This window comes from Alteromonas aquimaris (assembly GCF_026183695.1).
Classification (GTDB): domain Bacteria; phylum Pseudomonadota; class Gammaproteobacteria; order Enterobacterales; family Alteromonadaceae; genus Alteromonas; species Alteromonas aquimaris.
Genome location: NZ_JAPFRD010000011.1, coordinates 445,594 through 472,294, shown reverse-complemented (window position 1 = coordinate 472,294; position 26,701 = coordinate 445,594). Strand labels below are relative to the sequence as shown.

General features: G+C 45.4%; 28 protein-coding genes. 14 read left to right on the top strand and 14 right to left on the bottom strand.

Annotation, left to right across the window (positions count from 1 at the left end; genetic code table 11):
- Positions 1 to 170 precede the first annotated feature (170 nt).
- Both OPS25_RS12265 and OPS25_RS12260 read left to right on the top strand, forming a co-directional pair.
- Complete coding sequence (locus OPS25_RS12265) at positions 171 to 356, top strand: hypothetical protein (RefSeq protein ID WP_265618023.1); 186 nt, start codon at positions 171 to 173, stop codon at positions 354 to 356.
- Positions 357 to 410: 54 nt separating this feature from the next.
- Positions 411 to 1,316, top strand: coding sequence for an ATP-grasp domain-containing protein (locus tag OPS25_RS12260; protein WP_265618022.1), 906 nt, complete (start codon positions 411 to 413; stop codon positions 1,314 to 1,316).
- Positions 1,317 to 1,392: 76 nt separating this feature from the next.
- Here OPS25_RS12260 and hslU read toward each other — a convergent pair whose 3' ends face one another.
- The 4 genes from hslU to priA form a co-directional block, all read right to left on the bottom strand.
- Entirely contained in the window at positions 1,393 to 2,721 is a 1,329-nt protein-coding gene (gene hslU / locus OPS25_RS12255; protein ID WP_265618021.1) for an HslU--HslV peptidase ATPase subunit, read from the bottom strand.
- Between the two features lie 70 nt (positions 2,722 to 2,791).
- On the bottom strand, positions 2,792 to 3,316 hold the full coding sequence (gene hslV, locus OPS25_RS12250; RefSeq protein ID WP_265618020.1) for an ATP-dependent protease subunit HslV: 525 nt from the start codon (positions 3,314 to 3,316) through the stop codon (positions 2,792 to 2,794).
- A gap of 139 nt (positions 3,317 to 3,455) precedes the next feature.
- The gene (locus OPS25_RS12245; protein WP_265618019.1) at positions 3,456 to 4,046 is read right to left on the bottom strand and encodes an SPOR domain-containing protein; all 591 of its coding nucleotides are present in this window, start codon (positions 4,044 to 4,046) and stop codon (positions 3,456 to 3,458) included.
- Between the two features lie 126 nt (positions 4,047 to 4,172).
- Entirely contained in the window at positions 4,173 to 6,350 is a 2,178-nt protein-coding gene (gene priA / locus OPS25_RS12240; RefSeq protein ID WP_265618017.1) for a primosomal protein N', read from the bottom strand.
- 254 nt (positions 6,351 to 6,604) lie between these two features.
- Here priA and rpmE point away from each other — a divergent pair, with 254 nt between their 5' ends.
- Together rpmE and OPS25_RS12230 are read left to right on the top strand one after the other, a co-directional pair.
- The gene (gene rpmE, locus OPS25_RS12235) at positions 6,605 to 6,817 is read left to right on the top strand and encodes a 50S ribosomal protein L31 (protein WP_265618016.1); all 213 of its coding nucleotides are present in this window, start codon (positions 6,605 to 6,607) and stop codon (positions 6,815 to 6,817) included.
- Between the two features lie 350 nt (positions 6,818 to 7,167).
- On the top strand, positions 7,168 to 8,409 hold the full coding sequence (locus tag OPS25_RS12230; protein WP_265618015.1) for a malic enzyme-like NAD(P)-binding protein: 1,242 nt from the start codon (positions 7,168 to 7,170) through the stop codon (positions 8,407 to 8,409).
- A 45-nt stretch (positions 8,410 to 8,454) separates the two neighbouring features.
- Here OPS25_RS12230 and metJ read toward each other — a convergent pair whose 3' ends face one another.
- Positions 8,455 to 8,775 carry a met regulon transcriptional regulator MetJ gene (metJ, locus tag OPS25_RS12225; protein WP_265618014.1) on the bottom strand — a complete coding sequence of 107 codons (321 nt, stop codon included), beginning with the start codon at positions 8,773 to 8,775 and terminating at the stop codon, positions 8,455 to 8,457.
- A 155-nt stretch (positions 8,776 to 8,930) separates the two neighbouring features.
- On the opposite strand from metJ, the gene metF reads away from it, so the two are divergent.
- A complete protein-coding gene (gene metF / locus OPS25_RS12220; protein ID WP_265618013.1) occupies positions 8,931 to 9,851 on the top strand; it encodes a methylenetetrahydrofolate reductase in 921 nt (306 codons plus the stop codon).
- 104 nt (positions 9,852 to 9,955) lie between these two features.
- Entirely contained in the window at positions 9,956 to 10,825 is an 870-nt protein-coding gene (locus OPS25_RS12215; RefSeq protein ID WP_268741491.1) for a virulence factor BrkB family protein, read from the top strand.
- Between the two features lie 62 nt (positions 10,826 to 10,887).
- Here OPS25_RS12215 and OPS25_RS12210 read toward each other — a convergent pair whose 3' ends face one another.
- Together OPS25_RS12210 and OPS25_RS12205 are read right to left on the bottom strand one after the other, a co-directional pair.
- Positions 10,888 to 11,532, bottom strand: coding sequence for a DUF2959 domain-containing protein (locus OPS25_RS12210; RefSeq protein ID WP_265618011.1), 645 nt, complete (start codon positions 11,530 to 11,532; stop codon positions 10,888 to 10,890).
- A 12-nt stretch (positions 11,533 to 11,544) separates the two neighbouring features.
- Positions 11,545 to 11,772, bottom strand: coding sequence for a hypothetical protein (locus tag OPS25_RS12205; protein WP_265618010.1), 228 nt, complete (start codon positions 11,770 to 11,772; stop codon positions 11,545 to 11,547).
- A gap of 80 nt (positions 11,773 to 11,852) precedes the next feature.
- Between OPS25_RS12205 and pip the strand changes: the two genes are divergently transcribed.
- The 3 genes from pip to OPS25_RS12190 all read left to right on the top strand — a co-directional run bounded on the left by pip (position 11,853) and on the right by OPS25_RS12190 (position 14,350).
- Positions 11,853 to 12,827 carry a prolyl aminopeptidase gene (gene pip, locus OPS25_RS12200; RefSeq protein ID WP_265618009.1) on the top strand — a complete coding sequence of 325 codons (975 nt, stop codon included), beginning with the start codon at positions 11,853 to 11,855 and terminating at the stop codon, positions 12,825 to 12,827.
- Complete coding sequence (gene dtd, locus OPS25_RS12195) at positions 12,824 to 13,261, top strand: D-aminoacyl-tRNA deacylase (protein WP_265618008.1); 438 nt, start codon at positions 12,824 to 12,826, stop codon at positions 13,259 to 13,261. Before pip ends, dtd begins: the two co-directional genes overlap by 4 nt.
- Positions 13,262 to 13,420: 159 nt before the next feature.
- Positions 13,421 to 14,350: a bifunctional GNAT family N-acetyltransferase/hotdog fold thioesterase gene (locus tag OPS25_RS12190; RefSeq protein WP_265618007.1), complete on the top strand. Its 930-nt coding sequence runs from the start codon at positions 13,421 to 13,423 to the stop codon at positions 14,348 to 14,350.
- 145 nt (positions 14,351 to 14,495) lie between these two features.
- Here the strand turns inward: OPS25_RS12190 and rpoH are convergent, their stop codons facing one another.
- Positions 14,496 to 15,350 (bottom strand): RNA polymerase sigma factor RpoH, encoded by an 855-nt coding sequence (rpoH, locus tag OPS25_RS12185; RefSeq protein ID WP_265618006.1) that lies wholly within the window; start codon positions 15,348 to 15,350, stop codon positions 14,496 to 14,498.
- 327 nt (positions 15,351 to 15,677) lie between these two features.
- On the opposite strand from rpoH, the gene OPS25_RS12180 reads away from it, so the two are divergent.
- Both OPS25_RS12180 and OPS25_RS12175 read left to right on the top strand, forming a co-directional pair.
- A complete protein-coding gene (locus OPS25_RS12180) occupies positions 15,678 to 16,898 on the top strand; it encodes an EAL and HDOD domain-containing protein (protein WP_265618005.1) in 1,221 nt (406 codons plus the stop codon).
- A 181-nt stretch (positions 16,899 to 17,079) separates the two neighbouring features.
- Positions 17,080 to 18,318 carry an EAL and HDOD domain-containing protein gene (locus tag OPS25_RS12175; RefSeq protein ID WP_265618004.1) on the top strand — a complete coding sequence of 413 codons (1,239 nt, stop codon included), beginning with the start codon at positions 17,080 to 17,082 and terminating at the stop codon, positions 18,316 to 18,318.
- A 693-nt stretch (positions 18,319 to 19,011) separates the two neighbouring features.
- Here OPS25_RS12175 and ftsX read toward each other — a convergent pair.
- The 3 genes from ftsX to ftsY are packed head-to-tail and all read right to left on the bottom strand — an operon-like array spanning position 19,012 to position 22,099.
- Entirely contained in the window at positions 19,012 to 19,992 is a 981-nt protein-coding gene (ftsX, locus tag OPS25_RS12170) for a permease-like cell division protein FtsX (protein WP_265618003.1), read from the bottom strand.
- Positions 19,989 to 20,675 carry a cell division ATP-binding protein FtsE gene (gene ftsE, locus OPS25_RS12165; protein ID WP_265618002.1) on the bottom strand — a complete coding sequence of 229 codons (687 nt, stop codon included), beginning with the start codon at positions 20,673 to 20,675 and terminating at the stop codon, positions 19,989 to 19,991. Before ftsE ends, ftsX begins: the two co-directional genes overlap by 4 nt.
- 53 nt (positions 20,676 to 20,728) lie before the next feature.
- Positions 20,729 to 22,099 (bottom strand): signal recognition particle-docking protein FtsY, encoded by a 1,371-nt coding sequence (gene ftsY, locus OPS25_RS12160; protein ID WP_265618001.1) that lies wholly within the window; start codon positions 22,097 to 22,099, stop codon positions 20,729 to 20,731.
- Positions 22,100 to 22,184: 85 nt separating this feature from the next.
- On the opposite strand from ftsY, the gene rsmD reads away from it, so the two are divergent.
- Positions 22,185 to 22,769: a 16S rRNA (guanine(966)-N(2))-methyltransferase RsmD gene (rsmD, locus tag OPS25_RS12155; protein ID WP_265617999.1), complete on the top strand. Its 585-nt coding sequence runs from the start codon at positions 22,185 to 22,187 to the stop codon at positions 22,767 to 22,769.
- On the opposite strand, the gene OPS25_RS12150 is transcribed toward rsmD, so the two are convergent.
- Both OPS25_RS12150 and OPS25_RS12145 read right to left on the bottom strand, forming a co-directional pair.
- Positions 22,741 to 23,340, bottom strand: coding sequence for a YjaG family protein (locus tag OPS25_RS12150; RefSeq protein ID WP_265618425.1), 600 nt, complete (start codon positions 23,338 to 23,340; stop codon positions 22,741 to 22,743). The genes rsmD and OPS25_RS12150 overlap by 29 nt on opposite strands.
- Positions 23,337 to 23,939 (bottom strand): YhgN family NAAT transporter, encoded by a 603-nt coding sequence (locus tag OPS25_RS12145; RefSeq protein ID WP_265617998.1) that lies wholly within the window; start codon positions 23,937 to 23,939, stop codon positions 23,337 to 23,339. The genes OPS25_RS12150 and OPS25_RS12145 overlap by 4 nt, the downstream gene beginning before the upstream one ends.
- A 162-nt stretch (positions 23,940 to 24,101) precedes the next feature.
- Between OPS25_RS12145 and OPS25_RS12140 the strand changes: the two genes are divergently transcribed.
- Positions 24,102 to 24,284, top strand: coding sequence for a MerR family transcriptional regulator (locus OPS25_RS12140; RefSeq protein WP_265617997.1), 183 nt, complete (start codon positions 24,102 to 24,104; stop codon positions 24,282 to 24,284).
- Positions 24,285 to 24,349: 65 nt separating this feature from the next.
- Here OPS25_RS12140 and pepB read toward each other — a convergent pair whose 3' ends face one another.
- A complete protein-coding gene (gene pepB, locus OPS25_RS12135; RefSeq protein ID WP_265617996.1) occupies positions 24,350 to 25,636 on the bottom strand; it encodes an aminopeptidase PepB in 1,287 nt (428 codons plus the stop codon).
- Positions 25,637 to 25,699: 63 nt separating this feature from the next.
- On the opposite strand from pepB, the gene sfsA reads away from it, so the two are divergent.
- Positions 25,700 to 26,401 carry a DNA/RNA nuclease SfsA gene (sfsA, locus tag OPS25_RS12130; protein WP_265617995.1) on the top strand — a complete coding sequence of 234 codons (702 nt, stop codon included), beginning with the start codon at positions 25,700 to 25,702 and terminating at the stop codon, positions 26,399 to 26,401.
- Positions 26,402 to 26,701: the final 300 nt, after the last annotated feature.

Below are 26,701 nucleotides of genomic sequence, written 5' to 3'. Positions count from 1 at the left end.
GGAGGTAGTTTCAGTGCTGGCATGTCATTTCGGGGCATCCGGAAAGCGCACCCGCAGCGAATAATAATAAACCGGCTAAATGTTCAGCTGTATTTGTTAATGCGCTAAGTAAACTTACCCCTACTGCATGGAGTGCAGTGAATTAATAATATTAAAGAGGACTTAACTTAATGAAACATCAAAATCAACATCTTATAAGCCTTTCATCTACCGACGCGGCGAATGTTGCAGGCGGTAGCTTAGCTAAACTACCTGATTTGTCCCAGGTCACCCCCCCTGTAACTCCCATCAAGCCACCAAGCTATTTTACCTTGGCTATCGGAGAAGGTGGGGGTCATCTACCCGACTTATATTGATGGTTAACGTCGTCTCCTGCGAGGCGACAATTCCCTGTCCTTTGGAGCTTTAAAATGTCTCTGATAATATTCGGCCGTTCAGATGATCCCCAGGTGTCCCATATTGAGCGAACCCTTGCAGCTTTGGGTCACCAGACATTCATCTTCGATGGGGGCGACTTCCCTGCGACTCATTCAATGCACTTTGACGTGACCAATAATCACACCACGCTATATGTAAACGATAAGCCGATTATTCTCGCTGACATTAGCGCTGTTTATTGGCACAGGTTTCATTTACCGGAACCGACTAAAGTTACTCGCACACAGCGAGAGTTTGCCCGGCAGAATTGTCTCTCCACACTGAATGTTTTATTCCACGCCACCCCCATAAGGTGGGTAAACGGTATGTCGTCTATTCGATATCACCAATCTAAGCCATTACAGCTAGTTCACGCCAAGAGACTAGGTGCGAATGTGGCCGAAACCATTATTACCAACGTGGTACATGCCGCGGAAAAGTTTGTAAGTGCCTACTCTCGAATAATTGCTAAACCGGTGTACGGGGGTGAGTTAGCCCAGCACCTGTGGGCAAATAAATTACCAGAAGATTATTGGGACCAGTTCAAAGCCTCCGGGCCCATTACATTACAACGCTACATCCAAGGAACTAATATCCGCACCTACGTATGCGGTCAACAATGTGTATCAGCGGAATTAAGCAGTGATCACATTGACTATCGTACCGATGATGAAACGGCGGCTATCCCACACTCTCTTCCCCAGGCAATCATCAGGCTATCCTTATTGCTGTGCAAAGATATGGGTATGGTGTGGTGTGCAATTGACTGGCGATTAGAGGATGGTGGCACGTACTGGTTTTTAGAAATTAACCCTGCACCTTATTTCTTGCGCTTTGAACAAGAAACCGGTTTGGGGATAACGCGAATGCTCGTTAACGAATTGACGGCCTATCATTGATGTTATGGGGAAGAAGAAAGAGAGTAAATTTGATGGCTTGAAGCGCGCACATCCATTGATGTGCGCATAGAAGCACTTAAAGAATGAAGCGACTCAGATCTTCGTTGTCCACTAACTGCTCAAGATGCTTGTTCACGTACGCGTCATCGACTGTGAGTGATTCGCCACTTTTCTCAGATGCATCAAACGAAATGTCCTCCATTAACCTTTCCAGCACTGTGTGTAGGCGGCGAGCACCAATATTCTCGGTGCGTTCATTCACCTGCCAGGCGGCTTCCGCAATTCGCTGGATCCCCGATTCGGTAAATTCAATATCTACCCCTTCTGTTTTAAGGAGAGCTATATACTGATCCGTTAATGATGCATTCGGCTCGGTGAGGATTCGCTTAAAGTCTCCTACTGCAAGGGCAGAAAGTTCCACACGAATAGGCAAGCGGCCTTGTAATTCCGGAATAAGATCCGAGGGCTTGCTCATTTGGAAAGCCCCAGAGGCGATAAACAGAATGTGGTCAGTTTTCACCATACCGTGCTTGGTCGACACGGTAGACCCTTCTACCAATGGCAGCAGGTCGCGCTGCACACCTTCACGGGAGACATCTCCTGAGGTATTACCTTCGCGCTTGCAGATTTTGTCAATCTCGTCGATGAACACAATTCCGTGTTGCTCTACCGCCTCAATGGCCATTTCTTTTAGATCTTCCTGATTGACCAGACGGGCGGCTTCCTCTTCAATCAGCAACTTGCGGGCTTCTTTGATTTTGAGCTTCTTCTTTTTCTTTGAGCTTCCCGAAAGGTTTTGGAACATGCTTTGTAGCTGGTTGGTCATTTCTTCCATCCCAGGCGGAGCCATAATCTCAACCCCCACCTGCGGAAGCGCCACATCCACTTCAATCTCTTTTTCGTCCAGGCTGCCTTCACGCAGTTTTTTGCGGAAATTCTGGCGTGTGCCCCGATCCTCTACTTTTTCCTTTTCACCCCATGCATTTTCCGGGGGCGGTATCAGGATATCCAAAATGCGTTCTTCCGCCGCTTCCTCTGCGCGATGCTTTACTTTAGCCATAGCATTTTCTTTCGTCATCTTCACCGAGATATCGGCAAGATCACGAATAATCTGCTCTACTTCTTTACCCACGTAACCCACTTCGGTGAATTTAGTTGCTTCCACCTTAATGAAGGGCGCATTAGCGAGCTTTGCTAAACGCCGTGCGATTTCGGTTTTACCCACTCCTGTGGGCCCTATCATGAGGATATTTTTAGGGGTAACTTCCTGTCGCAATTCCGCTGGTAACTGCATGCGACGCCAACGATTGCGCAGCGCAATAGATACAGCACGCTTCGCATCTTGCTGACCAATAATATGACGATCCAGTTCGTGCACTATTTCGCGAGGTGTCATCTCAGACATATATAACCTTTTTCTATAAAATTCTGTTCATGCCTACCCTGAAGGCAGGCGTTATGAAAATGGGTTAGACTTAATAATCCAATACTTCAAGCGTTTGGCTATGATTAGTAAATACGCAAATATCACCCGCAATGGTTAGACTTTTTTCAGCGATTTCTTTTGCACTTAGCGAAGTATTTTGCAAGAGGGCGGTGGCAGCTGACTGCGCGTACGGACCGCCAGATCCGATCGCGATCAAATCATTTTCGGGCTGAACCACGTCACCGTTCCCCGTAATAATAAAAGAAGCATTCTCATCTGCTACCGCCAGTAATGCTTCAAGTTTTCGCAACATTCGGTCGGTACGCCAGTCTTTGGCCATTTCGACTGCCGCCCGGGTTATTTGGCCTTGATGGGCCTCTAATTTGGCCTCGAAACGTTCAAATAAGGTAAACGCATCCGCAGTCCCACCGGCAAATCCTGCGAGTATTTTATTATGGTACAAACGACGCACTTTACGCGCATTACCTTTCATTACGGTATTGCCCAGGGAAACCTGGCCATCACCCGCCATCACTACCTGGTTGTCACGTCTGACTGAAACAATTGTGGTCACGTAAATTCCCCACTTTAATGAATTTGAAGAGTTACTTCAGTAGCTGAAGTTTTATGCTGTAAGGATATGTGGGGGAGCGTTGGCAGGTTTTCAAGGTCAGGGCATAGTTGTTTTACTATGCCCTGATTTTCCGTAAAAACTATAAATTCCAGAACCAGATTTGGCAGGTAGCGATATTCACTTTGCGCAAGGTATGTTTGGCGCGTTCAGCATCGCGCTTAGTCTCAAATGGCCCAAGGATGACCCTGAACCATTCTCCATTCGCGCCTGTGCTAGGCCGGATCTGGGATTCCAATCCCTGAAAGGCAATAGTGGCTTTCATTTCTTCGGCCTGAGAACGAGTTCTGAAAGAGGCGCATTGCATTAAATAGCGCTTATCAGATTTCTCCTGCTCGGCTACATCGACCTCAACCTCGTACCCTGGGAGGGATTTGATGTACTCCCATTCCTCTTCCGGAAGCTGTGGCAGATCATCTTTATCTTTATTAGCGTCAATCGAAACCGGCGCATCTACTTTTTGTTTCGCGGAGTCTTTTATTGTCCATAAAAAGACAACAAATCCCACTAGTAATGCCACCACTACGATTAACCTTACCCATGGTAAGGCGGCCGAATGGGAGGTATCAGCTTTTATGTTCGCTTGCTTTTTGGCCGGCGATTTTTTAGTTGGGCTCTTTTTGTTACCTTTTTGAGGAGTTCGCCCACGAGATACATAATCTTTTTGAGCCATAAACGGCGTATTTTCCAAACTTAGGGTAGATTACAATTGAGGCCCACAGTGTAACGTGGATAAACGAAAAATGCTGCTCACTTATCCATCATCTGATTTGAAAGTTATTTTCACGCCGGAATAGCACTAATTAAAATCCATCGGGTCCACATCAATAGACCACCTCACCTTCGAGGATAGCGCAGACTGGGTAATGCTGGGTAGTGCATTTCTAAGCGCATGGTGAAGTACTGAACGCTTATTTGCAGAAAGAATGAGCATGAAGCGGTAACGCCCCTGTTTTTTTTCCACCATCGCAGGGATAGGCCCAACCATCTGTAGTGTATTTAGCGTATCCAAGTAGTGACGCGACTGCATGAGAAAATTGTAGGACAACTCTGCATTGACGGCTTCTGCCCGCAGTACACACTGAACGCTATACGGCGGTAATCCGGTTTGGCGCCTTTCTTGAAGGAGGTAGCGGGAAAATGCCTGATAGCCATTGCATATCAAATCCTGCAACAGAGGATGCTCTGGAGAATGAGTTTGTAACCACATTTCGCCAGGCTTACTTGCGCGACCCGCGCGACCCGCGAGTTGAGTCACTAATTGCGCCAGTTTTTCCGGGGCTCGAAAATCAGCACTGTAAAGGGCGCCGTCGCAACCTAACACCACCACCAGCGTGACATGGGGAAAATGATGACCTTTTGCAAGAATTTGCGTACCTACAAGCAGTTGATATTCCTGACGGTCTACCTTTTTCAAAATGTTTGCAAGTTTATCTTTCCCTCTTACTGAGTCACTGTCGATCCTCACTTGTGAATATTGCGGAAACAAATGTGCCAGTCCCGCTTCAATTTGCTCGGTGCCCGCCCCAGAGGGGATGAGTTCGCTACTTCCACAGGCGGCACACCTTAGCGGCACCGGCTTGGTTTTTTCACAGCGTTGACATTGTAAGCGAGGCGGCTTTTGATATACGGTAAATGGCTGTTCACAGCGATGACATTCTGCCGAATGCCCACAGCGGTGACATATCAGCGCGGGCGCGTAGCCTTTTCGATTGATAAATACCAGTACCTGATTATTTGCCTCCAGATGCGACTTGATAATGGCGATGGTCCCAGCAGCTAAGCCATACTGTAAGGGTTGTTCTCTAGCATCGAGTAAGTGCTGGGTGGGCATAACTGCCGCCCCAGCGCGCGCCGTTAACAGCACATGCTGATAGCGCTTATTTAATGCATTGTTTAATGATTCCAACGAAGGTGAACCGGAGCCCAACACCAAGGGAATACCTTCGTTTTTTGCCCGAATGACGGCCAGATCTCTGGCATGGTATCGCAACCCGTCAGTTTGCTTGAAAGAATCGTCGTGTTCTTCATCCAGAATGATCATTCCTAAATTTTCAAACGGCGTGAAGATGGCTGAGCGGGTACCAATTATGATACCAATTTTATTCTCCTTGGCCCGCTGCCAAATCACTAATCTTTCTGTATTGGTGACTTGCGAATGAAGTACGGCGACATCGATACCAAACCGAGTGATGAAACGCCTTACGGTCTGCGGAGTGAGGCCGATTTCCGGCACCAGGATAAGAACTTGTTTACCGGCTAGCAACACTTGTTCCAACGCCTGCAGATACACTTCGGTCTTGCCACTACCAGTGACCCCTTCGAGCAGCAAGGTTGAGAAGCCCGAAATGTGATTTATCGCCGCGATGGCCGCAGCTTGCTCACGATTTGCCGTAGGCTTATCAGCTAGATGTAAATTCGTTCGCCAACCAGCAGACATCACAGGCTTTTCAATGGTACGCGCTACCCCCTTTTCAATGAGCGCATTCACCACCACGGAGGAGAACTGTTTGTTTACTGTTGCCAGCGGCTCTGTATGCTGCGAAATGAATTGCCAACAGGCAAGCTGCTTAGGCGCTCGCGCTAAAAGTTCGGTCGGTGCCTCATCGTTTGGAGTAACGGCTTCAACAAGCAGATGCGTATCTTTAGGTAATGGCTCACCTTTGCGCAACAATACAGGCAATGCAGTATGAAAAACTTCGCCGATGGGATGATGGTAGTAATGCGTTAACCAATCACACAAAGTTAACAGTATCGGGGGGAGTATGGGGGATGCATCAAGTACATCATGTAATGATTTTAATTTATTGACGTTACCGTGATAAGTCGAGTGGGAGGAAATCACGATGCCCACCAAGGTCCGTTTCCCAAACGGGACACTCACGCGGCAACCTTTCTCCAACATACTACCAGAGAGATAGGTAAATGTTTGACGTAAAGGTACAGGTACGGCTACTTCTATAAACCACTGCGACATGAAATCCTGACCAACTCCGAGGGCGACACCAATTTGATGACTTAATCATACCGAATAAATAACAGAGTAGTAGGATAATCTCAGCTCATGATTAGCCTCTAACGTAAAGATAAATAACTTGACCAAAACTTGAGCTTCCATTATTATGCGCGGCCTTTATTGGCGGGGTTTCATCTGAAACTACGCAATTGTTAATAGCGTATGGTGTTCGACTGCGGGTCGGATAGCGATACGGCCTTTTTTTGAGGTAAACCATGAAACAAGATATCCATCCGGATTACGAAGAAATTACTGCAAACTGTTCTTGTGGTAACACTATTAAAGTTCGTTCTACTCTTGGTAAAGATATTAACCTGGACGTATGTTCAAACTGTCACCCATTCTATACTGGTAAGCAGCGTAACGTTGATACCGGTGGTCGTGTTGATCGCTTCAAGAAGCGTTTTGGCGCGCTGGGTAAAAAGTAAGAGTTGTGTGAATAACAAAATTCTTGCAGACGCCGGCTTTCAGCCGGCGTTTTTTTTGTAAAGGCACTACTCATAATCCTTGTGAATGCCTAAAATTGAAAACAATTACTTTCGCTGATTTTCCTTCCAAGATACTTTAAATCCTTATCCCTCATCTGATATGTTGAGGAAACAAAGGTGTGATAGAGTTCCGCCCATTTGAAATTCGCAATATTGAATGGTTGTCACTATCCGCTGTATGCTCTAATTTGAGTTTGTTCACAGGCTTGAATATAAAAAAACCAGCAGCGTTCATAAAAATTGCATAACAACGTTTTTACCAACCCTACACAGTAAGGACTATTGCCATAATGTCAGATTTCAGACAACGAGCACTGGACTATCACGCCTATCCCACTCCAGGCAAAATAAAAGTGGAGCTTTCCAAACCTGCTGACAGCGTAGACGATCTCGCACTGGCTTACAGTCCAGGCGTAGCAGAGCCTGTGCGTGAAATCGCAGAAGATGCGGACGCCGCCTATAAATATACCGCTAAAGGAAATATGGTAGCGGTGATCAGCAATGGAACGGCTATTTTGGGGTTGGGTAATCTCGGTCCCTTAGCATCCAAACCCGTTATGGAAGGAAAAGCACTGCTTTTTAAACGCTTTGCGGGCCTCGACGCCATTGATATTGAAGTTAAGCATCGCACGACCGAAGAGTTTATCAATACTGTCGCTAACATTGCGGATACCTTTGGCGGCATCAATTTAGAAGATATAAAAGCACCTGAGTGTTTTGAAATTGAACAAGAGTTGATAAAACGCTGTAAGGTTCCCGTTTTCCATGACGACCAGCACGGCACGGCCATTGTAACCGCAGCAGGCATGCTAAATGCGCTGGAAATCCAAGGCAAAGATATTCAGACTGCAAAAATCGTATGTATGGGGGCGGGGGCAGCGGCCGTAGCTTGTATGGAATTGCTGATCAAGTGTGGCGCCCAGCGCGAACGCATATACATGCTCGATCGCAAAGGGGTTATACACACCAGACGCGAAGACCTAACCGAGCATAAAAAGTTGTTTGCGAACAATACTGATAAACGTTCGCTGGAAGATGTCATGGAAGGCGCAGATATTTTCGTTGGCGTGTCAGGTCCGGATGTGCTTTCTGCGGAGGCATTAAAACTCATGGCCGATAAGCCTATCGTGTTTGCCTGCTCTAATCCCGATCCCGAAATTAAACCCGAACTGGCCCACAGTGTCCGGGATGACTTAATTATGGCTACGGGTCGTTCCGATTACCCTAATCAGGTGAATAACGTACTCTGTTTTCCGTTCATATTCAGAGGCGCCCTGGATGTGCGTGCCAGCGCTATCAATGATGAAATGAAAGTGGCGGCGGTGGAAGCCATTCGCTCTATCTCCAAAGAACCGGTTCCTGAGGAAGTGCTAAAAGCGAGCAAGAGCAGCAGCTTAACGTTTGGTAAAGATTACATTATCCCCAAACCAATGGATCCTCGCTTGTGCGGGCGTATTGCAAAAGCTGTGGCAGTGGCGGCTATCGAGTCTGGCGTCGCCCGTCTTGACACCCTACCGGAAAGCTATGCCTAAAGGCAAAAAGGTGCTGGAAATTATCTGGCACCAATTCTGATACTGTTAATCTTCCCCTCCCAAATCTGGGTCAATGCCCATTTTTTCCATAATTTTACGTGCATTTGCAGGTATGCGGTTAGGGTTATCTTTTCGTAAATCCTCATCGTCAGGCAAGGGCTGCCCGGTAAATGCATGTAAAAAGGCTTCACACAAAAGTTCTGAATTAGTGGCGTGTCGCAAATTATTGATTTGCCTGCGCGTACGCTCGTCGGTAAGCACTTTTAACACATTGGTGGGGATAGAGACGGTCACTTTCTTAACCTGTTCACTCTTTTTACCATGCTCTGCGTACGGATGAATATATTTACCGTTCCATTCTGCCATAAGGGTCTCATTATTTTCTTATAGGGTATCGTTATGACTGGAAATTCTAACCAATATCTAAAAAAGGTCAATTAAGCGGTGTAAACTTCTTGACGTCTATCCATATATCCCATACTTTGGACGTCTAAACGTCTACAAGAAAGGCAGGGTAGTTCATGGTCTCCTATGCACAAGGAATAGATGCGTTAAATCAGTCGTTGGCTGAGTTAACCGATATCGATGTCTCGTTCGAATTTTTTCCGCCTAAGACCGAACAAATGGAAAAGACGCTGTGGAAATCGGTAGAACGACTGGCGCCACTAAAGCCTGCATATATGTCGGTTACCTATGGCGCAAATAGCGGCGAACGTGACAGAACCCACCAGGTGGTGAAAAGAATACACCAGGAAACAGGGATACCAGCCGCCCCCCATTTAACCTGTGTGGATGCATCCAAAGAAGAACTTCGCCAAATTGCTAAAGATTATTGGGATTCAGGCATTCGACATATTGTTGCCTTAAGAGGAGACTTACCCCCCGGCGTGAGTAAGACAGAGATGTTCGCAGCAGAACTGGTTGAACTGTTAAAAGAGGTGGCAGATTTTAATGTGTCAGTTGCAGCCTATCCTGAGAAGCATCCAGAAGCGCCAAACTCACAATTCGACTTACTGAATTTAAGACGCAAAGCGCAAGCTGGGGCGACCGAGGCCATAACGCAATTTTTTTTCGACACCAGTGTGTTCCTACGATTCCGAGATCGTGCTGCGGCAGCTGGGATAGATTTGGACATAGTACCAGGGGTATTACCGGTCACCAATTACCACACCTTATTAAAATTCGCCGGCTTTACCAATGTGCATATTCCTGGATGGTTGCATCGAACGTTCGATGGTTTAAACAAAGACGATCAGACTACACGTAATTTATTGGGTGCCAATATTGCACTGGACATGGTGAAAGTACTGGCCAAAGAAGGGGTAAAACATTTTCACTTTTACACCTTAAATCGGTGTGAATTAAGTTACGCGATTTGCCACATGCTGGGCAAACGGGAACAAAGCGCAATCGAACCACCCGCCTTGTTGAGGAAAATTTAGTTTTACCTATTTGAACAAGCCGTTACACTTATGCGTAGTGCTGGATAAAAATAGTATGGTATCCATCCCGCTAGCAAATGGAGTGTAATGTGAATGCAGAACGTATGAAGACCATGTGGCACAAACACCATCGCCGTATACGCGATTTTGGGCGTATTTTTATTCAACGTTGTGCCAGCGATAACATTACTATATCTGCGGGGCATTTAGCGTATGTTACCCTGTTGTCGCTCGTACCCTTTATTATGGTGACGTTCACCATGATGTCCGCCTTCCCCGCTTTTGCATCCGTGAGAAGTAAATTAGAGCATTTTATCTTTACCAATTTTGTCCCCACTGCCAGTGATGTGGTTCATGAACATATTTTGTCATTTGTATCAAATGCGGCCGAAATGAGTGCTATCGGCATTCTGTCCTTGCTGGTTGTGGCCTTATTGCTTATTTCTAATGTGGATAAAACCCTAAATCGGATCTGGCGAACGCCCAGCGAGCGGCCGTTAATTTATACGCTCGCGATCTACTGGATGGTGATCACACTCAGCCCCATGCTTATCGGCTCCAGCGTTGTGGTGACATCTTATCTGTCTGGAATCGCTACGTTTGCTGAAGAATATACACCTGGTTTAGGTACAACTTTTTTAAAGATGGTACCAAGTCTGACTACTATGCTGGCATTCGTTATTTTATACATGTTAGTGCCGAACCGCCGAGTCAGTCCTAAGTACGCGTTACCCGGTGCATTAGTGGCGACCATCCTTTTCGAAATCACCAAAAACGGCTTTACTTATTATGTAACCAACTTTCCTTCGTACCAGATTATTTATGGCGCGCTTGCTACCCTACCCATCTTGTTTTTGTGGGTATACTTGTCATGGATAGTTGTCTTAATCGGGGCGGAATTCACCTGCAGCCTTAATGATACCTTTGATCACCATAAAGCCAGTGAAGAACCCAGGGAATTACCCAATGAATAATGATCATTCGCACTGAAATGAGTTATTCACTCCAGTACGGATTAATCAATTTTTTACTGTGTTTACTTCATAGAAGCAATAAAGGCGTCAGACTCAGCTATCGCGCTTTTCATGTTACGAATAAGTATGCGGATATCTGCTTGCATCACCGTTAGTTCACTTTCCAGCGAGCCAATCGCACTGGCATTCAAATTATGCTTTAAAAACAAAACATTATCTTCTAACTTTCTTAGCACTGGGGCCATGGTACCTTCGGCTTTGCGCATTGCACTTAGCATGGTTTCGTATTTTCGTCTGGTATCACGCAACTGCTGCGCGCTGCTACGACGATAATTATCGTTTTGATACCTTTCCAGCTCATCTTCCCATTCATTGAACAAAGCTTCTGCAACAGACTCAACTTTGTTTATGCGATTGGAGACCTCGTCGGCAGCAGCTTTGCTATCTTCATATTCATCGCTCAACCTATCATAGACGTCTTCCAGTTCGCCGCCTTGAAAGTTAATTAGTGCACTGAATTCTTCCAAAGCAGAGCTAAACTGTTCCTGGGCATCCTCTTGCGATTCACGGGCATCCTCTACCCTATCGACCATGATTTCCCGTTTTTCAACGCCTACTTTTTCCCATGCGGCGTAATAGGCGGACTGACATCCACCTAAAGCCTGTAGAGTTAGGCCCAAGCAAAATGCTATCGAGCGCGTTTTCATTACCTAAAGCTCCTATCCTCGATATCTGGCCGCACTGATAATTGACCACAGATGAAAAATTACCCCAACCGGCCAGAGAAATATTAGAATGACTGTTACCCACAATGTGTAACAAATAGTACACACAACAAAGAACATCAATGCACTTAATACTCTTCCTTGCACTAATTGGCCTAATCCGGGAATGAAGAAACTACAAATTGCCGCGATTACGTTACCGCCTGAACCTTGACCTGCCATATTATCTCTCTCGCATTTATGATTAGAATGTGTTTCATTAATATACTAATTTTAAGCGGCACACAATGAGCTGAAATAAAATGAAACGACTTTATCCAGATATTGCCGCTTACCATAGTGGGTACTTAAAAACCGATTCCCATCATGAAATCTACTATGAACAAAGTGGCAATCCTGACGGGATCCCCGTGGTCTATCTGCACGGCGGGCCGGGCGCGGGCTTATCGCCAAACTATCGCTGCTTTTTCGACTCAAGCCGCTATCGCATCATTGGTTTTGAACAACGAGGCTGTGGACGTTCGCGACCGTTTGGCGATTTAAGGCAAAATACCACCCAGGATCTGCTGGCCGATATTTGTCGCCTACGCAAGCACCTTAATATTGATAAATGGGTAGTTTTTGGGGGCTCGTGGGGCACCACGCTCGGATTATTATACGCGATGGATGAACCGGAAGCCGTGTTCGGTTTGATCTTACGTGGCATTTTTTTAGGGCGGCAGGAGGATATTGACTGGTTCGTATCTGAACAGGGTGGTGGTGCAATATTTTTCCCAGAATACTTCAAGAAATTTGCCCACGGAATTTCTTCACCTGTTACCTCCTCTTCGATTCTGCATGCTTATAGCGAAATTTTTGCCAGTGAAAATGAAGTTAACAAGCTCGCCGCTTTAAAGCGCTGGTACTGCTGGGAAGAAAGACTTTCACGGTTAGTCTTGCCCGTCGGCACGGGAGAGTTAACTGCGCAATATCCCATTCATCTGGTGACCGGGCTGGCTCTGTTGGAATGTCATTATTTAATGCATAACTGTTTTATAGAAGAAAATTACATCATGCAGAATATTCACCGACTTGCCCATCTACCCGCAATTTTGATACATGGGCGTTATGACATGGTGTGCAGACCTAACAGTGCATACTTGTTACACCAGGCATGGCCTAATAGCAGGTTACAAATGGTACCTGATGCAGGGCACAGTACCTCAGAGCCAGGGATCGGCTATGCCTTATGTCGGGCTACACGTGATATGGCGCGCTTTATTAAGGAGCAGCAATGAGGGGAATTATCCAGCGCGTCAGTCAGGCCAGTGTGAAGGTAGATGGCAGCACGGTCGGGCAAATAAAACACGGTCTGTTGTTATTTCTTGGGGTTGAACGAGAAGATGGATCTGCACAAATAGATAAACTTATTAAAAAAGTGATTCACTATCGGGTATTTGCCGATGAGGCGGGCAAGATGAATCTCAATGTGCAGCAAATTAACGGTAGTATATTAGTGGTCTCACAATTCACTTTGGTTGCCGATACCAGTAAAGGCAATCGCCCCGGTTTTTCCAAGGGCGCTTCCCCGGAACACGGCGAGAAAATATATAGTGAGTTTGTCGCAAAACTTGCTGCCACAGGCGTACACACCCAAACCGGCTCATTTGGTGCTGACATGCAGGTATGTTTGATTAATGATGGACCGGTCACTTTTTCGTTTCAAGTTTGATTAGAGGTATGAATAAACCTTTGCCGATATAGCTATCTGTGTAGACACGTTTGCATAGCGGGCAGCAGCCACCAGGGAACAGTTTCATTATAAAGGTCTTGTTTCGTTAGTGCCGCTCATGTTTAATGGGTTTATTATGATTAAAATTATGGTTTGTCTGTGTTTAGAGTTGTAAAGCCCAAAAGCGAAGAAGAATTCGAAGCTTATTTTACTTTTCGCTGGACGTATCTTAGGCAGCCGTGGAACTTCCCCCCTGGTTCAGAGAAGGATGAATACGAGCAGGTTGCTGAACATCGCATGATTGTGAATGGGGCAGGCGACATTGTAGCATGTGGCCGGGTTCATCTTAATACCGCAGAAGAAGCGCAAATCAGACATATTGCAGTACATACTGACTTCCAGCGTAAAGGCTTGGGCCAGATGATACTGGGGGCGCTTGAAGCGGTAGCGAGAGACTTAGGCGCCATTAGAGCGGTAACCAACAGTCGGGAAATTTCCATCCCCTTCTTCACTGCATGCGGTTTTGCAATAGAACGTGAAGCTCCCACCGAACTGGGAACCCTTCGCCGCCAGCAAATGGTTAAAAAATTAAGTGACTTAAGTTCGCTTGTCATGCACCCCAATTGGTGTAAAGAACTGCAAAAAACCTGGTCTGAAACCATCCCTATTACCGACCATATGGGCATAAAAATACACCAATTTACAGGCAGAACATTAGAAACGCGCGCCTCACTTAATAAAAACATTAACATTCATGGCACTATGTTTGCCGGTAGTATTTTTTCCTTATCCACCCTCACCGGATGGGGAATGATTTTTCTGCAACTTAAGGAAAAAGGCGTGCGCGGTGATATTGTGCTAGGTGATGGGGATATTCATTACCATAAACCCATCACTAGGAAGCCTCGGGCCATCTGTAATATTGAATCGCTCAGCGGCAAACTGGCATTGGTTGAAAAAAATAAGAAGACCAAACTGACATTGCAAGTCGATATCCTGGATGGTGACGATCCGGTAGCTGAGTTCAAGGGCGTTTACTGGGTATTACCGCCTAAAAAAGAAAAGTCGTCGGACGCTGAAGAAGAATAGAACTTATCCGCTTTAAAGCCCATAGCGGCGTAAAAGAAGGTATCAAAGATATAAAAAAACGCCTCTAAACGAGAGGCGTTTTTTATTTATTCAAATTCGCAGTGATTTCTGCGCTCACAACAGGTGCGTAATTAGCGTTATAAATTTACACTACCATCGCAGCTTGAAGTTTTTTCATCGCATTTTTTTCAATCTGTCGAACTCGTTCTGCCGACACCTGATATTTGTCTGCCAAATCCTGTAAAGTAATTTTGTTATCGGCTAACCAACGGGTTTCAATGATATCCTGACTGCGCTCGTCCAACGTTTTGATTGCTGAATACAACCGCTTTGACGCGTTAGTATCCCAATCGTTATTGATCACGTCCATTTCCACATCAGCACTTTTATCTTCAAGAAACTGAACTGGTGCAAAATTACTATTTTCATCATCATCGGCAGATAAATCAAACGCCTGATCCTGGCTGCTCATACGTGCTTCCATTTGCAGCACTTCTTTAGTACTGACGCCCAGCTCTTCTGCTACGGTCTGCACCTCAGCATGCGTAAACCAGCCAAGACGCTTTTTGGCTTTGCGCAGATTGAAGAATAATTTACGTTGCGCTTTTGTTGTCGCTACTTTCACAATGCGCCAATTCTTCAGCACGAACTCATGAATCTCAGCTTTAATCCAATGCACGGCAAATGAAACCAGTCTTACACCCACGGTAGGGTCAAAGCGTTTTACCGCTTTCATCAAACCAATATTACCTTCCTGAATTAAATCAGCCTGAGGTAAGCCGTAACCGGAGTACGATTTTGCAATATGGACGACAAAACGCAGATGCGACATGACCAGCTTTCTTGCCGCGCCAAGATCATCTTCTTCACGCAAGCGAGTGGCTAATTCACGTTCTTCTGCCGCAGAAAGCATATCAATCCCGCTAACTGCTTGAATATACCCCTCAATACTACCATTATGAGGTACTGACAGGGCCATAGATTGCAAATTGTTGCTCATATTCACCTCAATTTAAAACACGCCCAAGTATAACATTGCAAAAAGTACCTTGCGAGTCTCACTTAAGTCTCTACACAACAAAGAAAGAAATATAGAGTGTATTGACTAAATATCAAGACTAGTTATGTAATAAAAAAGTTCCCATACTCATGTAGATTAAACTATCTTAATCGTAGAGGGAACCACATTTACCCTACACTTTTTCATTCAACACGATGAAAATTATAAGAAAAAACGTGCGACAAGGTAGCTATACCGGTTACCATGGTACAAAATGTTACACTAACACTAAATACGAATTATTGACGGAAAACGAACAGGAGCACTATGTTTGCATATATTGCGCGCCAGCCAATTTTCGACGTAAACCGAGAGGTATATGCGTATGAACTGCTTTTCCGCGACGGTGAAAAAAATTGTTTTCCTGATATTCCCCCTGATGAGGCCACCTCAAAACTACTTGCTACCAGCCACTTAAGTCTGGGGTTGGAAGAGATTGTCGGGGATAAGCTGGCTTTTATCAATTTTCATCGCGATACCTTAATGTACCGCTTCCCCACTTCTTTAGACGCCTCTCAAGTAGTAATTGAAGTACTGGAAACGGTGAAAGTCGACCAACAACTTGTGAGTGCGTGCAAGCATTTGCGCGGTTTAGGTTTCAAACTGGCACTGGATGATTTCGATGCAACGGACAAATGGAAGCCATTCCTTCCGTTTACCAGCATAGTGAAGTTTGATATTACCACCATGAGTGACGAAGAAATCGAAAAGCGTGTGCCAGAGCTTAAACAACAGCGCATAAAACTGATAGCAGAAAAAATAGAAACATATAGTGACTTCGAGAAATTCAAAGCGATGGGCTTTGATTACTTCCAGGGATATTTTCTTGCCTACCCACAGATAGTCCGTCATCGTGCTTTAGAAGCCTCGAAAGTGACGCTACTGGAACTACTTACAGCCAGTGCATCTATCAAAATGGATTTTGATAAAGTTAACGCCATTCTAGAACGTGACGTCTCATTAACCTACCTGTTACTGCGCTTTATCAATAATCCAATGTTTAATAAACGTAACAGAATTAGCTCGCTCAAACACGCTTTGACTTATATGGGTGAAATTGAAGTAAAAAAATTCATTGCGTTGCTGGCGCTGGCCAATCTTAGTGAAGGCAAACCGAGTGAGCTAATGGAGATGTCATTGATTCGTGCTAAATTTTGTGAACTGGTTTCTCTGGCGCTGGACGTAAAGGAGAACCCACCCACAGGATTTCTTACCGGTCTTTTGTCCCTATTGGACGCATTGACAGAGCAACCCATGGAAGAGTTAATGAAAAAAATACCTATCAGTGAACAAGTGAAAGATGCGCTGTGTGGGAGACAGAACCTACTTAAAGATTGTCTGCTTATGGTTAAACATTTTGAATGTGCAAACTGGGCAGAAATCAAAAAATTATCTGCAAAACATAAACTTAAACAAACCTTGTTACACGCGTTTTATAATGAGTCAATAAAGTGGGGCCGCTCAATGCGATCTTGCGTAAATGAGTAGGATGCCATAGCTCGGAAGCAGTTCATTAAATCAAGGCGCAGCCACCCCTCTTAAACGGGAAAAAGTAGATTATAATTTAACCGTAGGGTAAAGTGATAGTTACGCCCCGCTATCCCCAGATGTGGGCACTACCATAACTATAATAAAAGAAGTGTTTGTCGTGAGGAATCCTTTCACTAACATGTTTGCCTTTATCGCTCGACAGCCGATCCTCGATCGGGAAAAAGATGTGTTTGCCTACGAGCTCCTTTTCAGGGATGGAAAAGGTGGAACCTTTCCCGACTTAGACCCGGAAAAAGTACGCTATATCTCACAACGTTTTCATGCCCTTGGATTGGATGATATATGTGGTGAAAAAACGTCTTTCATCAACTTTAGCTCTGACACGCTGATCTCCCGCTTCCCAACATCGCTTAATCCGGAAACGGTAGTGGTAGAGATTACCGAAAATCCCTCGTTACAAGCGGGATTAATGGAGGCCTGCCAACATATAAAGCAATTAGGCTTTAAGCTTGCTATTGATGACCCAATGCTGATCAGTGGAAAACATGAAATTTTTCCGTTAATTGATATTGTTAAGGTCGATGTTTCAAAAAGCCGCTTTGAACTGATTGAAAAAAACATCCCGCGCTTTTTAGATTCTAATATCCGATTGGTGGCGGAGCAGGTTGACTCACATGACCAATTTAATACCTGCCGCGATTTAGGTTTTGACTTATTTCAGGGTTATTTCTTCGCCCAGCCCGAGACTCGGATTCAACGTCAACTGCCCGCTTCTAAAATGAATCTGGTAGACCTGATGGGCGAAAGTTCCCAGTCCCATTTTGACTTAAACCGAATTAATCAGATCATCGAACGGGATGCGGCATTAAGCTATATTTTATTGAAGTTTATTAATAACCCCACTATCAATAAACGCTATAAAATAACTTCATTAAAACATGCGCTAAATTATATGGGCGAAATTGAGATCAAGAAGTTTATTGCCCTTCTTTCTCTCGCTAACTTAGGGGATGACAAGCCCCTAGAACTCATCCATATGTCATTGGTACGCGCTAAGTTTTTCGATTTAGTGTCGCAGGAAAGAAAACTCAACACCAACCCTCCTATAGGTTTTTTGGTGGGGCTGTTTTCAATGCTGGACAGTTTACTCGACCAGAATATGGAAGATATTCTTAAACAATTACCGCTGACCGATAGCATTAATGATGCTTTACTAGGTAACGACAAGGAGTTCAGAAGCTATCTTCAGTTAGTCAGAGCTTTCGAGGGCGCATTATGGTTAAACGTGGTGAAACAAGCCAAGATTCTCGATATCGACCAGAAGCACTTACATAGTTTATATAATCAGGCAATAGTCTGGGGTAATGGGATTAAAAACGCCATTTCGGCTTATTTTCCCCGTCCGGCCATTCGATAACCGTACAAAGCTGACATTGACAACTAAATAATGTCAGCCAACTACGGCCAACATCTGTTATCCCGCACGATCATTTTTAATAGCGCCATGAGTGCGCCCCTTCTCAAGTCTGGCTTTGTATGGACGAAACGTTATGGGGAAGGCAGCGCTGCACGCTTGTTTGATTGACAGTAACGTATAGAGCGCATTGTCATGGGCTTTTGCCTAAGCCACTCGCTTCGCAGTGGCGCTTTGCACCTCAGGTGACGCGCCCACGGCGGATTAACAACTGATATTTCACGCTATAGGTGATAAGTAAAAAGTGATTAGCCACTTCGTAGCACTTTGCTCACAATATCCTGCCACTGATACCCCATGCAAGAGGTCAAAATGAAGTTAGATGGCATGACTGACGCTGAATAAGGTTCCCGATGACGTGCCCCTTTTCAGTTCGACAAAGCTGCATTCCACTATAAATTTAATCGAAGTTTGATTCAGAATTGACGAGGGAGCCTATTAAAGCGGCCTGTATTTCTGCAGGATAACCTACGGCATCTACCGGGATAAGGGTGCGCTCACTACAGTCGAATAATAATACCCCGACTTTTGTTGGTAAATGAGGATGGTACCTGTTCCCGCCACTAGCGGGGTTTTCTCCTTCGTGGAGAAGTGGGCCACAGGGTCGTTTTGTTACCCGCCAGACTCTCTTAATAGTTAGCTAGGCTCAATTTCTCGCACATGCCGTTGAACGGCTATCATTGAGCCGAGCAAACCTAATCCAACAGATAACGCTAACATGGTTAACAGCGCAGTGCCTGTTAATCCCGTAATATCGAAATCCTTTTGATACAAGGCTGCAAATGCTTCAATACTGCTGTCCATCCACCATAAAATGATGATGACCGCTAACCAGGCCAGCAGTCCGCCTAATAGTCCGTACCAAAACCCGGTGTAGAGAAAGGGTCGATGAATAAAAGAGTCGGTAGCACCGATCAGCTTCATCACCACAATCTCATCGCGTTTGTTCAGAATATTCAGTCTTATTGTATTTCCAATAATTAAAACGACGGCTAAGAAAAGCAAAATGCCAATGAGTGAGACTAACTCACGAGCAATATCGAGTAGTGCATAGAGGCGTTCTAACCATTCGATATCCAATTTTCCTATGTCCACTTCACGCTGTTGCTTAAGTTTTTCTAACAGCGCTGCTGCGGCAGTGGGGCCCGCAAATTTTTCTGTCGGTCGCACTAAAATCACATCGGGCAAAGGATTAGCTTCCAGATACGCTACTGCATCGCCTAAGCCGGAAAGCTGTTGAAATTCCTTTAATGCGTCATCAGCGGGAACATACACGGTAGAATCGATCTCTTCCCATGTGGAAAGACGAGCCAACAACTGTTGGGCATTACCTGCGGTGGTTTGCGCAGTAAGAAAAAGTGAAATTTCTGACGCCTGATCCCAACCAGCACTAATTTTTTCAGTGTTTTTGACCAGTATATAGAGAGTACTGGGTAGCGTAATACTGAGCCCCAATACCGCTACTGTCATAATCGAGGCCGTAGGCTGACGCCATAACTCCCCTAAACTGTTCAATGCCTGTCTGAGATGACTCACCATTAACATAGTAAATTGTTGCGCTAAACCGATGCGCACATCACTGGCGCCTTGGGAGCGTCCTTTAAACAATAAACTCACTGCCAGGCCCCCTCATCTTCGTTAAGTCCATCGGTTATCATTTGGCCATGGCGTAAGGTCAACGTACGGTAACGCATGCGCGCAATCAGCCCCAAGTCGTGAGTGGCTATAAACACAGATACACCTGCTTGGTTGAAATCTTCAAAGAGGCTGATAATTTCCATCGACAATTTAGGGTCGAGGTTCCCTGTGGGCTCATCAGCTAACAATAAGGGCGGTTTATTAACCACTGCCCGTGCTATACCCACCCGCTGCTGTTCGCCGCCAGATAACATCAAAGGAGAGTTTTTTGCTTTTTGACTCAACCCGACCATTTCCAGTGCAGCTTCAACGCGGCGGGACGTTTCTTTACGAGTGTAACCTTCAATAATCAGGGGTAAAGCAACGTTGTCAAAGACTGATTTATCCATCAACAGGTGATGATTTTGAAAAATCATGCCAATATCCCGACGTATAAAAGCAATTTGTCGGCGCGTGATGGTATTTAGGTCATGTCCGTTGATGAGCACGCGCCCTACCGTGGGGCGCTCCATAATGCTTATCAATTTTAGCAAGGTGCTCTTCCCCGCCCCAGAATGGCCTGTTAAAAATGCCATTTCACCCGGCTCAATATGAAAATTCACCTTGCTCAACGCGCGTTGTCCGCCAAGATAAGTCTTGCTAACCTGCTCAAACTTAATCATGGCAACGTCCCTAAAAATTTATTCTGCATCTTATTATTATTATTCTTTACGTGTTATTTTTCGGTTTCACTAAACAGTGCGTCAATAAATTCATCACTGTTAAAGGGGCGTAAATCATCGATGCTTTCTCCAACCCCGATATAACGTATTGGGATGCCAAACTGATCCGCTATTGAGAATATCACTCCCCCTTTCGCAGTACCATCTAGCTTAGTTAATGTAATACCCGTTAAACCCACAGCCTGACTAAACAGTTTTGCCTGACTAATTGCGTTTTGGCCGGTACCAGCGTCTAGAGCCATCATTACTTCGTGCGGAGCATTGGGATTGAGCTTTTTCATCACGCGGACGACTTTTTTCAATTCTTCCATTAAATGATCTTTGTTCTGCAACCGCCCAGCCGTATCGGCTATCAGCACATCCATTTTTCTTGATTTAGCCGACTCCAATGCATCATAAAGTACTGACGCACTGTCTGAACCTGTAGGTTGAGCTATGACCGGGATATTGTTACGTTCTCCCCATACCTGAAGCTGTTCTACCGCTGCCGCCCTAAAAGTGTCACCTGCAGCGAGCATGACCTTTTTGCCTTGCTGCTGAAACTGCTTGGCAAGTTTTCCAATAGTGGTGGTCTTACCCACACCATTCACCCCAACCATCAAAATTACAAATGGCCCCTGATCGCTGGGATGAGTCCTCATCACTGCATCAAGTGGCTGGTCCACATTTAATAACAAATCGTGTAACTGCGTTTTCAATATGCCATACAAGGCTTCGGCGTTCTTCAAATCAGAACGTTTGGCACTATCAGTGAGCTGATCGATAATTTTCTGTGTGGTGTCCATCCCCACATCGGCCATCAATAATTGTGTTTCCAGTTCTTCATAGAGGTCCTCGTCAATCGTTTTTCCTTTGAACAGATTAACAAAACCACTGCCCAGATTGGTGCGCGTTTTCCCCAGGCTGGCTTTGAGACGCTGAAATAGCGACTGGCGAGGTTTTTCTGGCTCAGGCTCAGGCTCAGGCTCAGGCTCAGGCTCAGCAAGTGTATGGGCCACCTGATCGCCCGTTTCAACCTGCATTTCTGAATGGGGCTCAATAATGCGTCCATCGGCAGCTTCGGGCAGCTCGTCCATTGGGTTCGCTTGCACCGCTTCAGTACCTGCTTCAGTGTTTGGCTGAAGAGGCGACAAGGGAGTTTCACTTGTATTGGTGCGTTTCGCTGTAGAGGCTTCTTGCGCGGAATACGCTTCGTCCGCTGACGATTTTTTAGCTTCCGAGGGTACTTCCTGCGTGACAAGTTGCTCTTGCTCAGAAGCTGTTGAACTTGACTCAGGTGGTGTTTCTTGTAAATGAGTCACTTCCTCTGAAGACTTTTTTTCAGGTGACTTGTTCTTTTTAAACCAGTTAAAAAGTTTGGACATTGCAGGGACAATTCCTTATATCAAAATACAAAATAGGCTACACTTGCCGGCATGGAGTTGTCCTATCATAGCATTGTCAGACTTAATGAAGCGAGCCTCAAAAAAAGCCAATCCCAAGACCACCTCCGGTTCGATTCGAATTATCAGTGGTCAATGGCGTGGCCGTAAGCTACCGGTGATCAACACCCACGGATTACGCCCCACCACGGATCGCAATAAGGAAATGCTTTTCAACTGGTTAATGCATGATATTCGGGATACCCAGGTACTGGATATGTTTGCCGGCTCCGGCGGCCTTGGCTTTGAGGCACTCTCCCGCTATGCAACAGATTGTACCTTCGTGGAATACGATAAAATGGCAGCGCAAAGGATCAAGGAAAATATCGACGCACTAGGAGCTTCCGCCTCGGTCATACAAGGGGATGCCCGACAGATCGCCTCATCGATATCACGCTCATTCGATATTATTTTTATCGACCCGCCTTTTCATCAGGGTCTAGCCCAGCAAGCGATTGACGTGATCATGCACTATCAGTTGCTAAAAGCAGGAGGACTAATTTATCTTGAGCAGGAGTCACAGTTGCCATTACCGCAACTTCCTGAGGGCTTAACCTTGATTAAACAAAAGCAAACCGCTCAGGTCAGCTGTCTGCTGCTTCATCATCAATAACGATACCCAAGTTCGAAATCCCCTCTTCCAGCGCGAGCTGTTTTACATGCCTGCAGGCATCTTTTTGGTGAGTAGCAGCGCTTAAATACGCCAGCAACTGTCCTTGCACTTCAATTTCAAACTCCATTAATGGATGGGCTCGAACGGTTTCATCTCTTGCCTCTCCCATAGCAAGTAAATAATTTTCCACGCTACCCTGAGAAAGCTTGCTAATAACCACAGCGCCTTGTAAATCTTGTTTCAAAATTAAATTGAGGCAGGCTGCGACACCTATCGCTGCATCAATTGCCGGATATACCCCAAACGAATCGTGATCTGCTATATCCGGTGTGGCGGCTTCCACTTTTTCAAGTTGTAATGAAAAATTGATTTTACTTTTCGGGCTTAATAACGACTCCCACACCAGATCCAAACACTTGCGCAGTAAATCTCGTTCTTCAATCTCATTGGCGCTACAAAAAAGTTCATAATTTGGCACCATACGCTCCAATAAAGCTGCGCTGAATGCCACCGCTTTCCATCCCTCAAGTTCGCGCACCCGGGCAAACGTATTTAGCTTGTTGGTCATTATTTCATTCCTATTTGAGGGGTATAGTAACTGCCCACCCCATCTAACAACATCTGAATAGCGATCATCACCAATATCATGCCCATTAATCGTTCCATTGCGGTTAACCCTCGCTCACCCAATAGTTTATGGAACAAGCCGGAAAACAGTAAAATTATCGCACTGACTAACCAGGCAGCCCCTAAGGCGAAGGTCCAGTCCAGCATGCGATCAGGGTTCTGATTAGCCAACAATATCAACGCCGCCATCGTCGATGGTCCTGCAATCATCGGAATAGCTAAGGGTACGATGAAGGGCTCTTCGCCTACAGGCAGCCCGGTCGCATTGCCGGTAGTAGGAAAAATCATTTTTATGGCAATCAAAAACAAGATGATGCCACCTGCAATGCTAACTGTTTCCTGCCGTACGTTTAAAAAGTCGAGTAGAGCCTGCCCACTGAACAAAAAGATGAACAGAATAGCCAGTGCAATCAATAACTCACGCACTAAAATAAAGCGTTGCCGTTTAGGCTCGATAGTTTTTAAAACCGACATAAAGACCGGCAGGTTACCTAGCGGGTCCATGATCAGAAATAACATAACTGCGGCCGACCATGTATCCATAACTGACAGTCTCCCCAACTGGTAAAAATACTGTTACTATTTTGTTTTAAACGTTAAATTACGTATCAGATTGCTCAATTAAAAGCTGGACTCACAAAAATCTTAGCAAATTGTCGCATTTACGCTTAACTAATACTATCACTCCGAAAAGGATAATAAGAAATGAGTTTAATGACCGTAAAAGAAGTCGCCGCCTACTTGGAAATTAAAGAAGCTAGGGTGCAACGGCTCGAACGCGAAAGCTTGTTGGTGTCTAAAGACAAGGATATAGAAGGCAATCCTTTGTTTGATAAAGACGATGTGGAACGTTATAAAGTGTTGGCCGAGCGCCTGGGTGGAATTTAATTCATTTAAGTAAAAAACAGCGTCACGAATTCAGCCCGAATCATTCAATTCGGGCTGAGTTTCTTTTAGCCTTGCTGTCTTAATAATGCAGCAATTGAGCGGATGCCTACGGCGCTGGCCCCCACCGGCATTTCAGCGGTTCCTTTACCATGGTATGCTGCCGCTAAATCCAGATGAATCCATCCTTTGCCTTGCGGATCGACGAACCGCGCCAGAAAGCCTGCTGCATTTGAAGCGCCGCCTCCGCCGCCACCTTTTTGCGGACGGCTGTTAGCCGTGTCTGCAAAGGGCGAAGGACAGCGATCTTTATGCCACTGTTCTAGCGGCAGCGGCCAGAAACGTTCTGACTCTGCTTTCGCACATTCAAGCATCGCTTCTCTAACACGGTCATCCATGCTGAAGACCGCATGATAATCATTGCCTAACGCTACAGTCGCAGCGCCGGTAAGGGTTGCTGCATCTAGAATTAATGACGCATTGGTTTCACTCGCAGCCATCAATCCATCGGCCAACACTAAGCGGCCTTCTGCATCAGTATTAACTACCTCAACCGTCACCCCATTCTTATAGGTGAGCACATCACCAAGTTTATACGCGTGACCACTGATGAGGTTTTCTGCACAACACAAAAACAATTTAACGCGGGTATTGAGCCCCTGTGAAATGGCCAAGCCTAGCGCTCCGGTGACAGTGGCGGCTCCTCCCATATCACACTTCATATCCAGCATACCTTCGCTGGATTTAATAGAATAACCACCACTATCGAATGTAATACCCTTGCCCACAAGCGCCGTGGTCACCGGAGCGTTAGCATCGCCGGTTGGATTATAGTCTAATTCTAAAAGCACCGGTGGACGATCACTTCCGCGACCAACATTATAAATACCAATCCACCCCGCTTCGGCGAGTTCTTCACCGGTGGTCATGGAATAGCTGACTGCATCGGGTGAAAGTGACTTAATCCACTCTGCGGCACGCTGAGCTAAATTCTCTGGAGACAAATCTTCTGGCGTGTCATTTACTAATTTTCGTGTAAATAACATTGCTTCATAACATTGCTGTATACGCTCTTTGTCGCCATTGTCGCAAAAATGGATCGTGGCGGGATTCCGCGCGCGGGTAAAACTTAATGCAAACGCCCACTGATGCTCAAACTGCCACTCCCCTGTTAAGGTTACCTCTGGAATACTTAACCCATCAAGCTTTCGAGCAGCTTGCTGAATTGTTAGCAAACCGTCGCCTCGCTCTGGCAAATGTATGGTCGCGCCGTGCTCGGTAAAGCTGAGCAGTGCACTTTCGCCCCAACCTGAAGAGGCAGGCTGAGTTGCCAGTGAGACTGTAAATTGTGTCATAACAAATCCTTAGTAAGCTTTGGTAGACTAGTGATCTTGGTTCACCTAGCCGATTTTTCAACTATGAAGTTTAGTACGCCGCTGATTAAAGGAAAACTGATTAAACGTTACAAACGTTTTTTGGCCGATGTTCAATTAGATGATGGTTCAATTGTGACCGCCCACTGCCCCAATACTGGAGCGATGACCGGTTGTGCAGAGCCAGGATTTACTGCGTATTTACGCAAAAGTGATGACCCCAAACGAAAATTAAAATACACCTGGGAGATTGCCCAAACCTTTAACCATGAATTTATCGGTGTAAATACACATAACGCAAATAAATTGATAGCCGAAGCCTTGGCGGATAAAAAAATTCCGGGATTCGAGCAAGTTCAGGAAATCAAATCAGAAGTGAAGCCGTCGGGTTATGACAGTCGATTCGATTTCAGGCTGACAATGGACAACGAACCGATATTTGTAGAAGTTAAATCGGTCACCCTGGCAGAAGACGACAGTGGCTATTTCCCCGATGCTAAAACGATCCGCGGGGCGAAGCATTGTCTGGCGTTAGCAGAGCTAGCGCGCCAGGATGTGAGAGCCGAACTCATTTTTTGCGTACAACATACTGGTATTAAACAAGTGAAATTAGCGCGTCATATTGATCCTGCCTATGCAGACTCCGTATTGTTTGCCAGCCAAAATGGTGTGAATGTCAGGGCGTTTGGATGTGAAGTTAATGAACAAAAAATAGCAATAAATCAACAACTCCCTATAATTTTGTAAAAAAAAAGTTGATTTTTTAAAATGAGACGCCATATTTGCGCCTTGCTTTGCCGTTGTGGTTTGAAAATAAGTTATACTTATCCGCATTGATGTGTGCGCATTTTGCGAGAGAACTTTGCAGCTTTTAGCCCGCTGGTTTCGAAGGTCTAATGACCCGAGAACAAAAGTAATCAGTGCGGTTTAAAGGTTGGTAAGCCGCTCCCCACGAGAGAGTGAGAAACACACAGCAAGGTGGATTGGTATTAGGTTAATTCCACAATTTATCGTTGCCTGTAACGATACCGGTAGGGATAAATTACA

What these genes read in the sequence shown, in the direction of transcription:
- metF (WP_265618013.1), top strand. Translation starts at nt 8,931, where the DNA reads ATGGTCTCCTATGCACAAGGAATAGATGCGTTAAATCAGTCGTTGGCT.
- OPS25_RS12265 (WP_265618023.1), top strand. Translation starts at nt 171, where the DNA reads ATGAAACATCAAAATCAACATCTTATAAGCCTTTCATCTACCGACGCG.
- priA (WP_265618017.1), bottom strand. Translation starts at nt 6,350, where the DNA reads ATGTCGCAGTGGTTTATAGAAGTAGCCGTACCTGTACCTTTACGTCAA.
- pip (WP_265618009.1), top strand. Translation starts at nt 11,853, where the DNA reads ATGAAACGACTTTATCCAGATATTGCCGCTTACCATAGTGGGTACTTA.
- rpoH (WP_265618006.1), bottom strand. Translation starts at nt 15,350, where the DNA reads ATGAGCAACAATTTGCAATCTATGGCCCTGTCAGTACCTCATAATGGT.
- pepB (WP_265617996.1), bottom strand. Translation starts at nt 25,636, where the DNA reads ATGACACAATTTACAGTCTCACTGGCAACTCAGCCTGCCTCTTCAGGT.
- OPS25_RS12210 (WP_265618011.1), bottom strand. Translation starts at nt 11,532, where the DNA reads ATGAAAACGCGCTCGATAGCATTTTGCTTGGGCCTAACTCTACAGGCT.
- OPS25_RS12180 (WP_265618005.1), top strand. Translation starts at nt 15,678, where the DNA reads ATGTTTGCATATATTGCGCGCCAGCCAATTTTCGACGTAAACCGAGAG.
- OPS25_RS12230 (WP_265618015.1), top strand. Translation starts at nt 7,168, where the DNA reads ATGTCAGATTTCAGACAACGAGCACTGGACTATCACGCCTATCCCACT.
- OPS25_RS12175 (WP_265618004.1), top strand. Translation starts at nt 17,080, where the DNA reads ATGTTTGCCTTTATCGCTCGACAGCCGATCCTCGATCGGGAAAAAGAT.
- OPS25_RS12140 (WP_265617997.1), top strand. Translation starts at nt 24,102, where the DNA reads ATGAGTTTAATGACCGTAAAAGAAGTCGCCGCCTACTTGGAAATTAAA.
- OPS25_RS12260 (WP_265618022.1), top strand. Translation starts at nt 411, where the DNA reads ATGTCTCTGATAATATTCGGCCGTTCAGATGATCCCCAGGTGTCCCAT.
- ftsE (WP_265618002.1), bottom strand. Translation starts at nt 20,675, where the DNA reads ATGATTAAGTTTGAGCAGGTTAGCAAGACTTATCTTGGCGGACAACGC.
- OPS25_RS12245 (WP_265618019.1), bottom strand. Translation starts at nt 4,046, where the DNA reads ATGGCTCAAAAAGATTATGTATCTCGTGGGCGAACTCCTCAAAAAGGT.
- rpmE (WP_265618016.1), top strand. Translation starts at nt 6,605, where the DNA reads ATGAAACAAGATATCCATCCGGATTACGAAGAAATTACTGCAAACTGT.
- OPS25_RS12145 (WP_265617998.1), bottom strand. Translation starts at nt 23,939, where the DNA reads ATGGATACATGGTCGGCCGCAGTTATGTTATTTCTGATCATGGACCCG.
- hslU (WP_265618021.1), bottom strand. Translation starts at nt 2,721, where the DNA reads ATGTCTGAGATGACACCTCGCGAAATAGTGCACGAACTGGATCGTCAT.
- dtd (WP_265618008.1), top strand. Translation starts at nt 12,824, where the DNA reads ATGAGGGGAATTATCCAGCGCGTCAGTCAGGCCAGTGTGAAGGTAGAT.
- OPS25_RS12215 (WP_268741491.1), top strand. Translation starts at nt 9,956, where the DNA reads ATGAAGACCATGTGGCACAAACACCATCGCCGTATACGCGATTTTGGG.
- sfsA (WP_265617995.1), top strand. Translation starts at nt 25,700, where the DNA reads ATGAAGTTTAGTACGCCGCTGATTAAAGGAAAACTGATTAAACGTTAC.
- metJ (WP_265618014.1), bottom strand. Translation starts at nt 8,775, where the DNA reads ATGGCAGAATGGAACGGTAAATATATTCATCCGTACGCAGAGCATGGT.
- OPS25_RS12205 (WP_265618010.1), bottom strand. Translation starts at nt 11,772, where the DNA reads ATGGCAGGTCAAGGTTCAGGCGGTAACGTAATCGCGGCAATTTGTAGT.
- ftsY (WP_265618001.1), bottom strand. Translation starts at nt 22,099, where the DNA reads ATGTCCAAACTTTTTAACTGGTTTAAAAAGAACAAGTCACCTGAAAAA.
- rsmD (WP_265617999.1), top strand. Translation starts at nt 22,185, where the DNA reads ATGAAGCGAGCCTCAAAAAAAGCCAATCCCAAGACCACCTCCGGTTCG.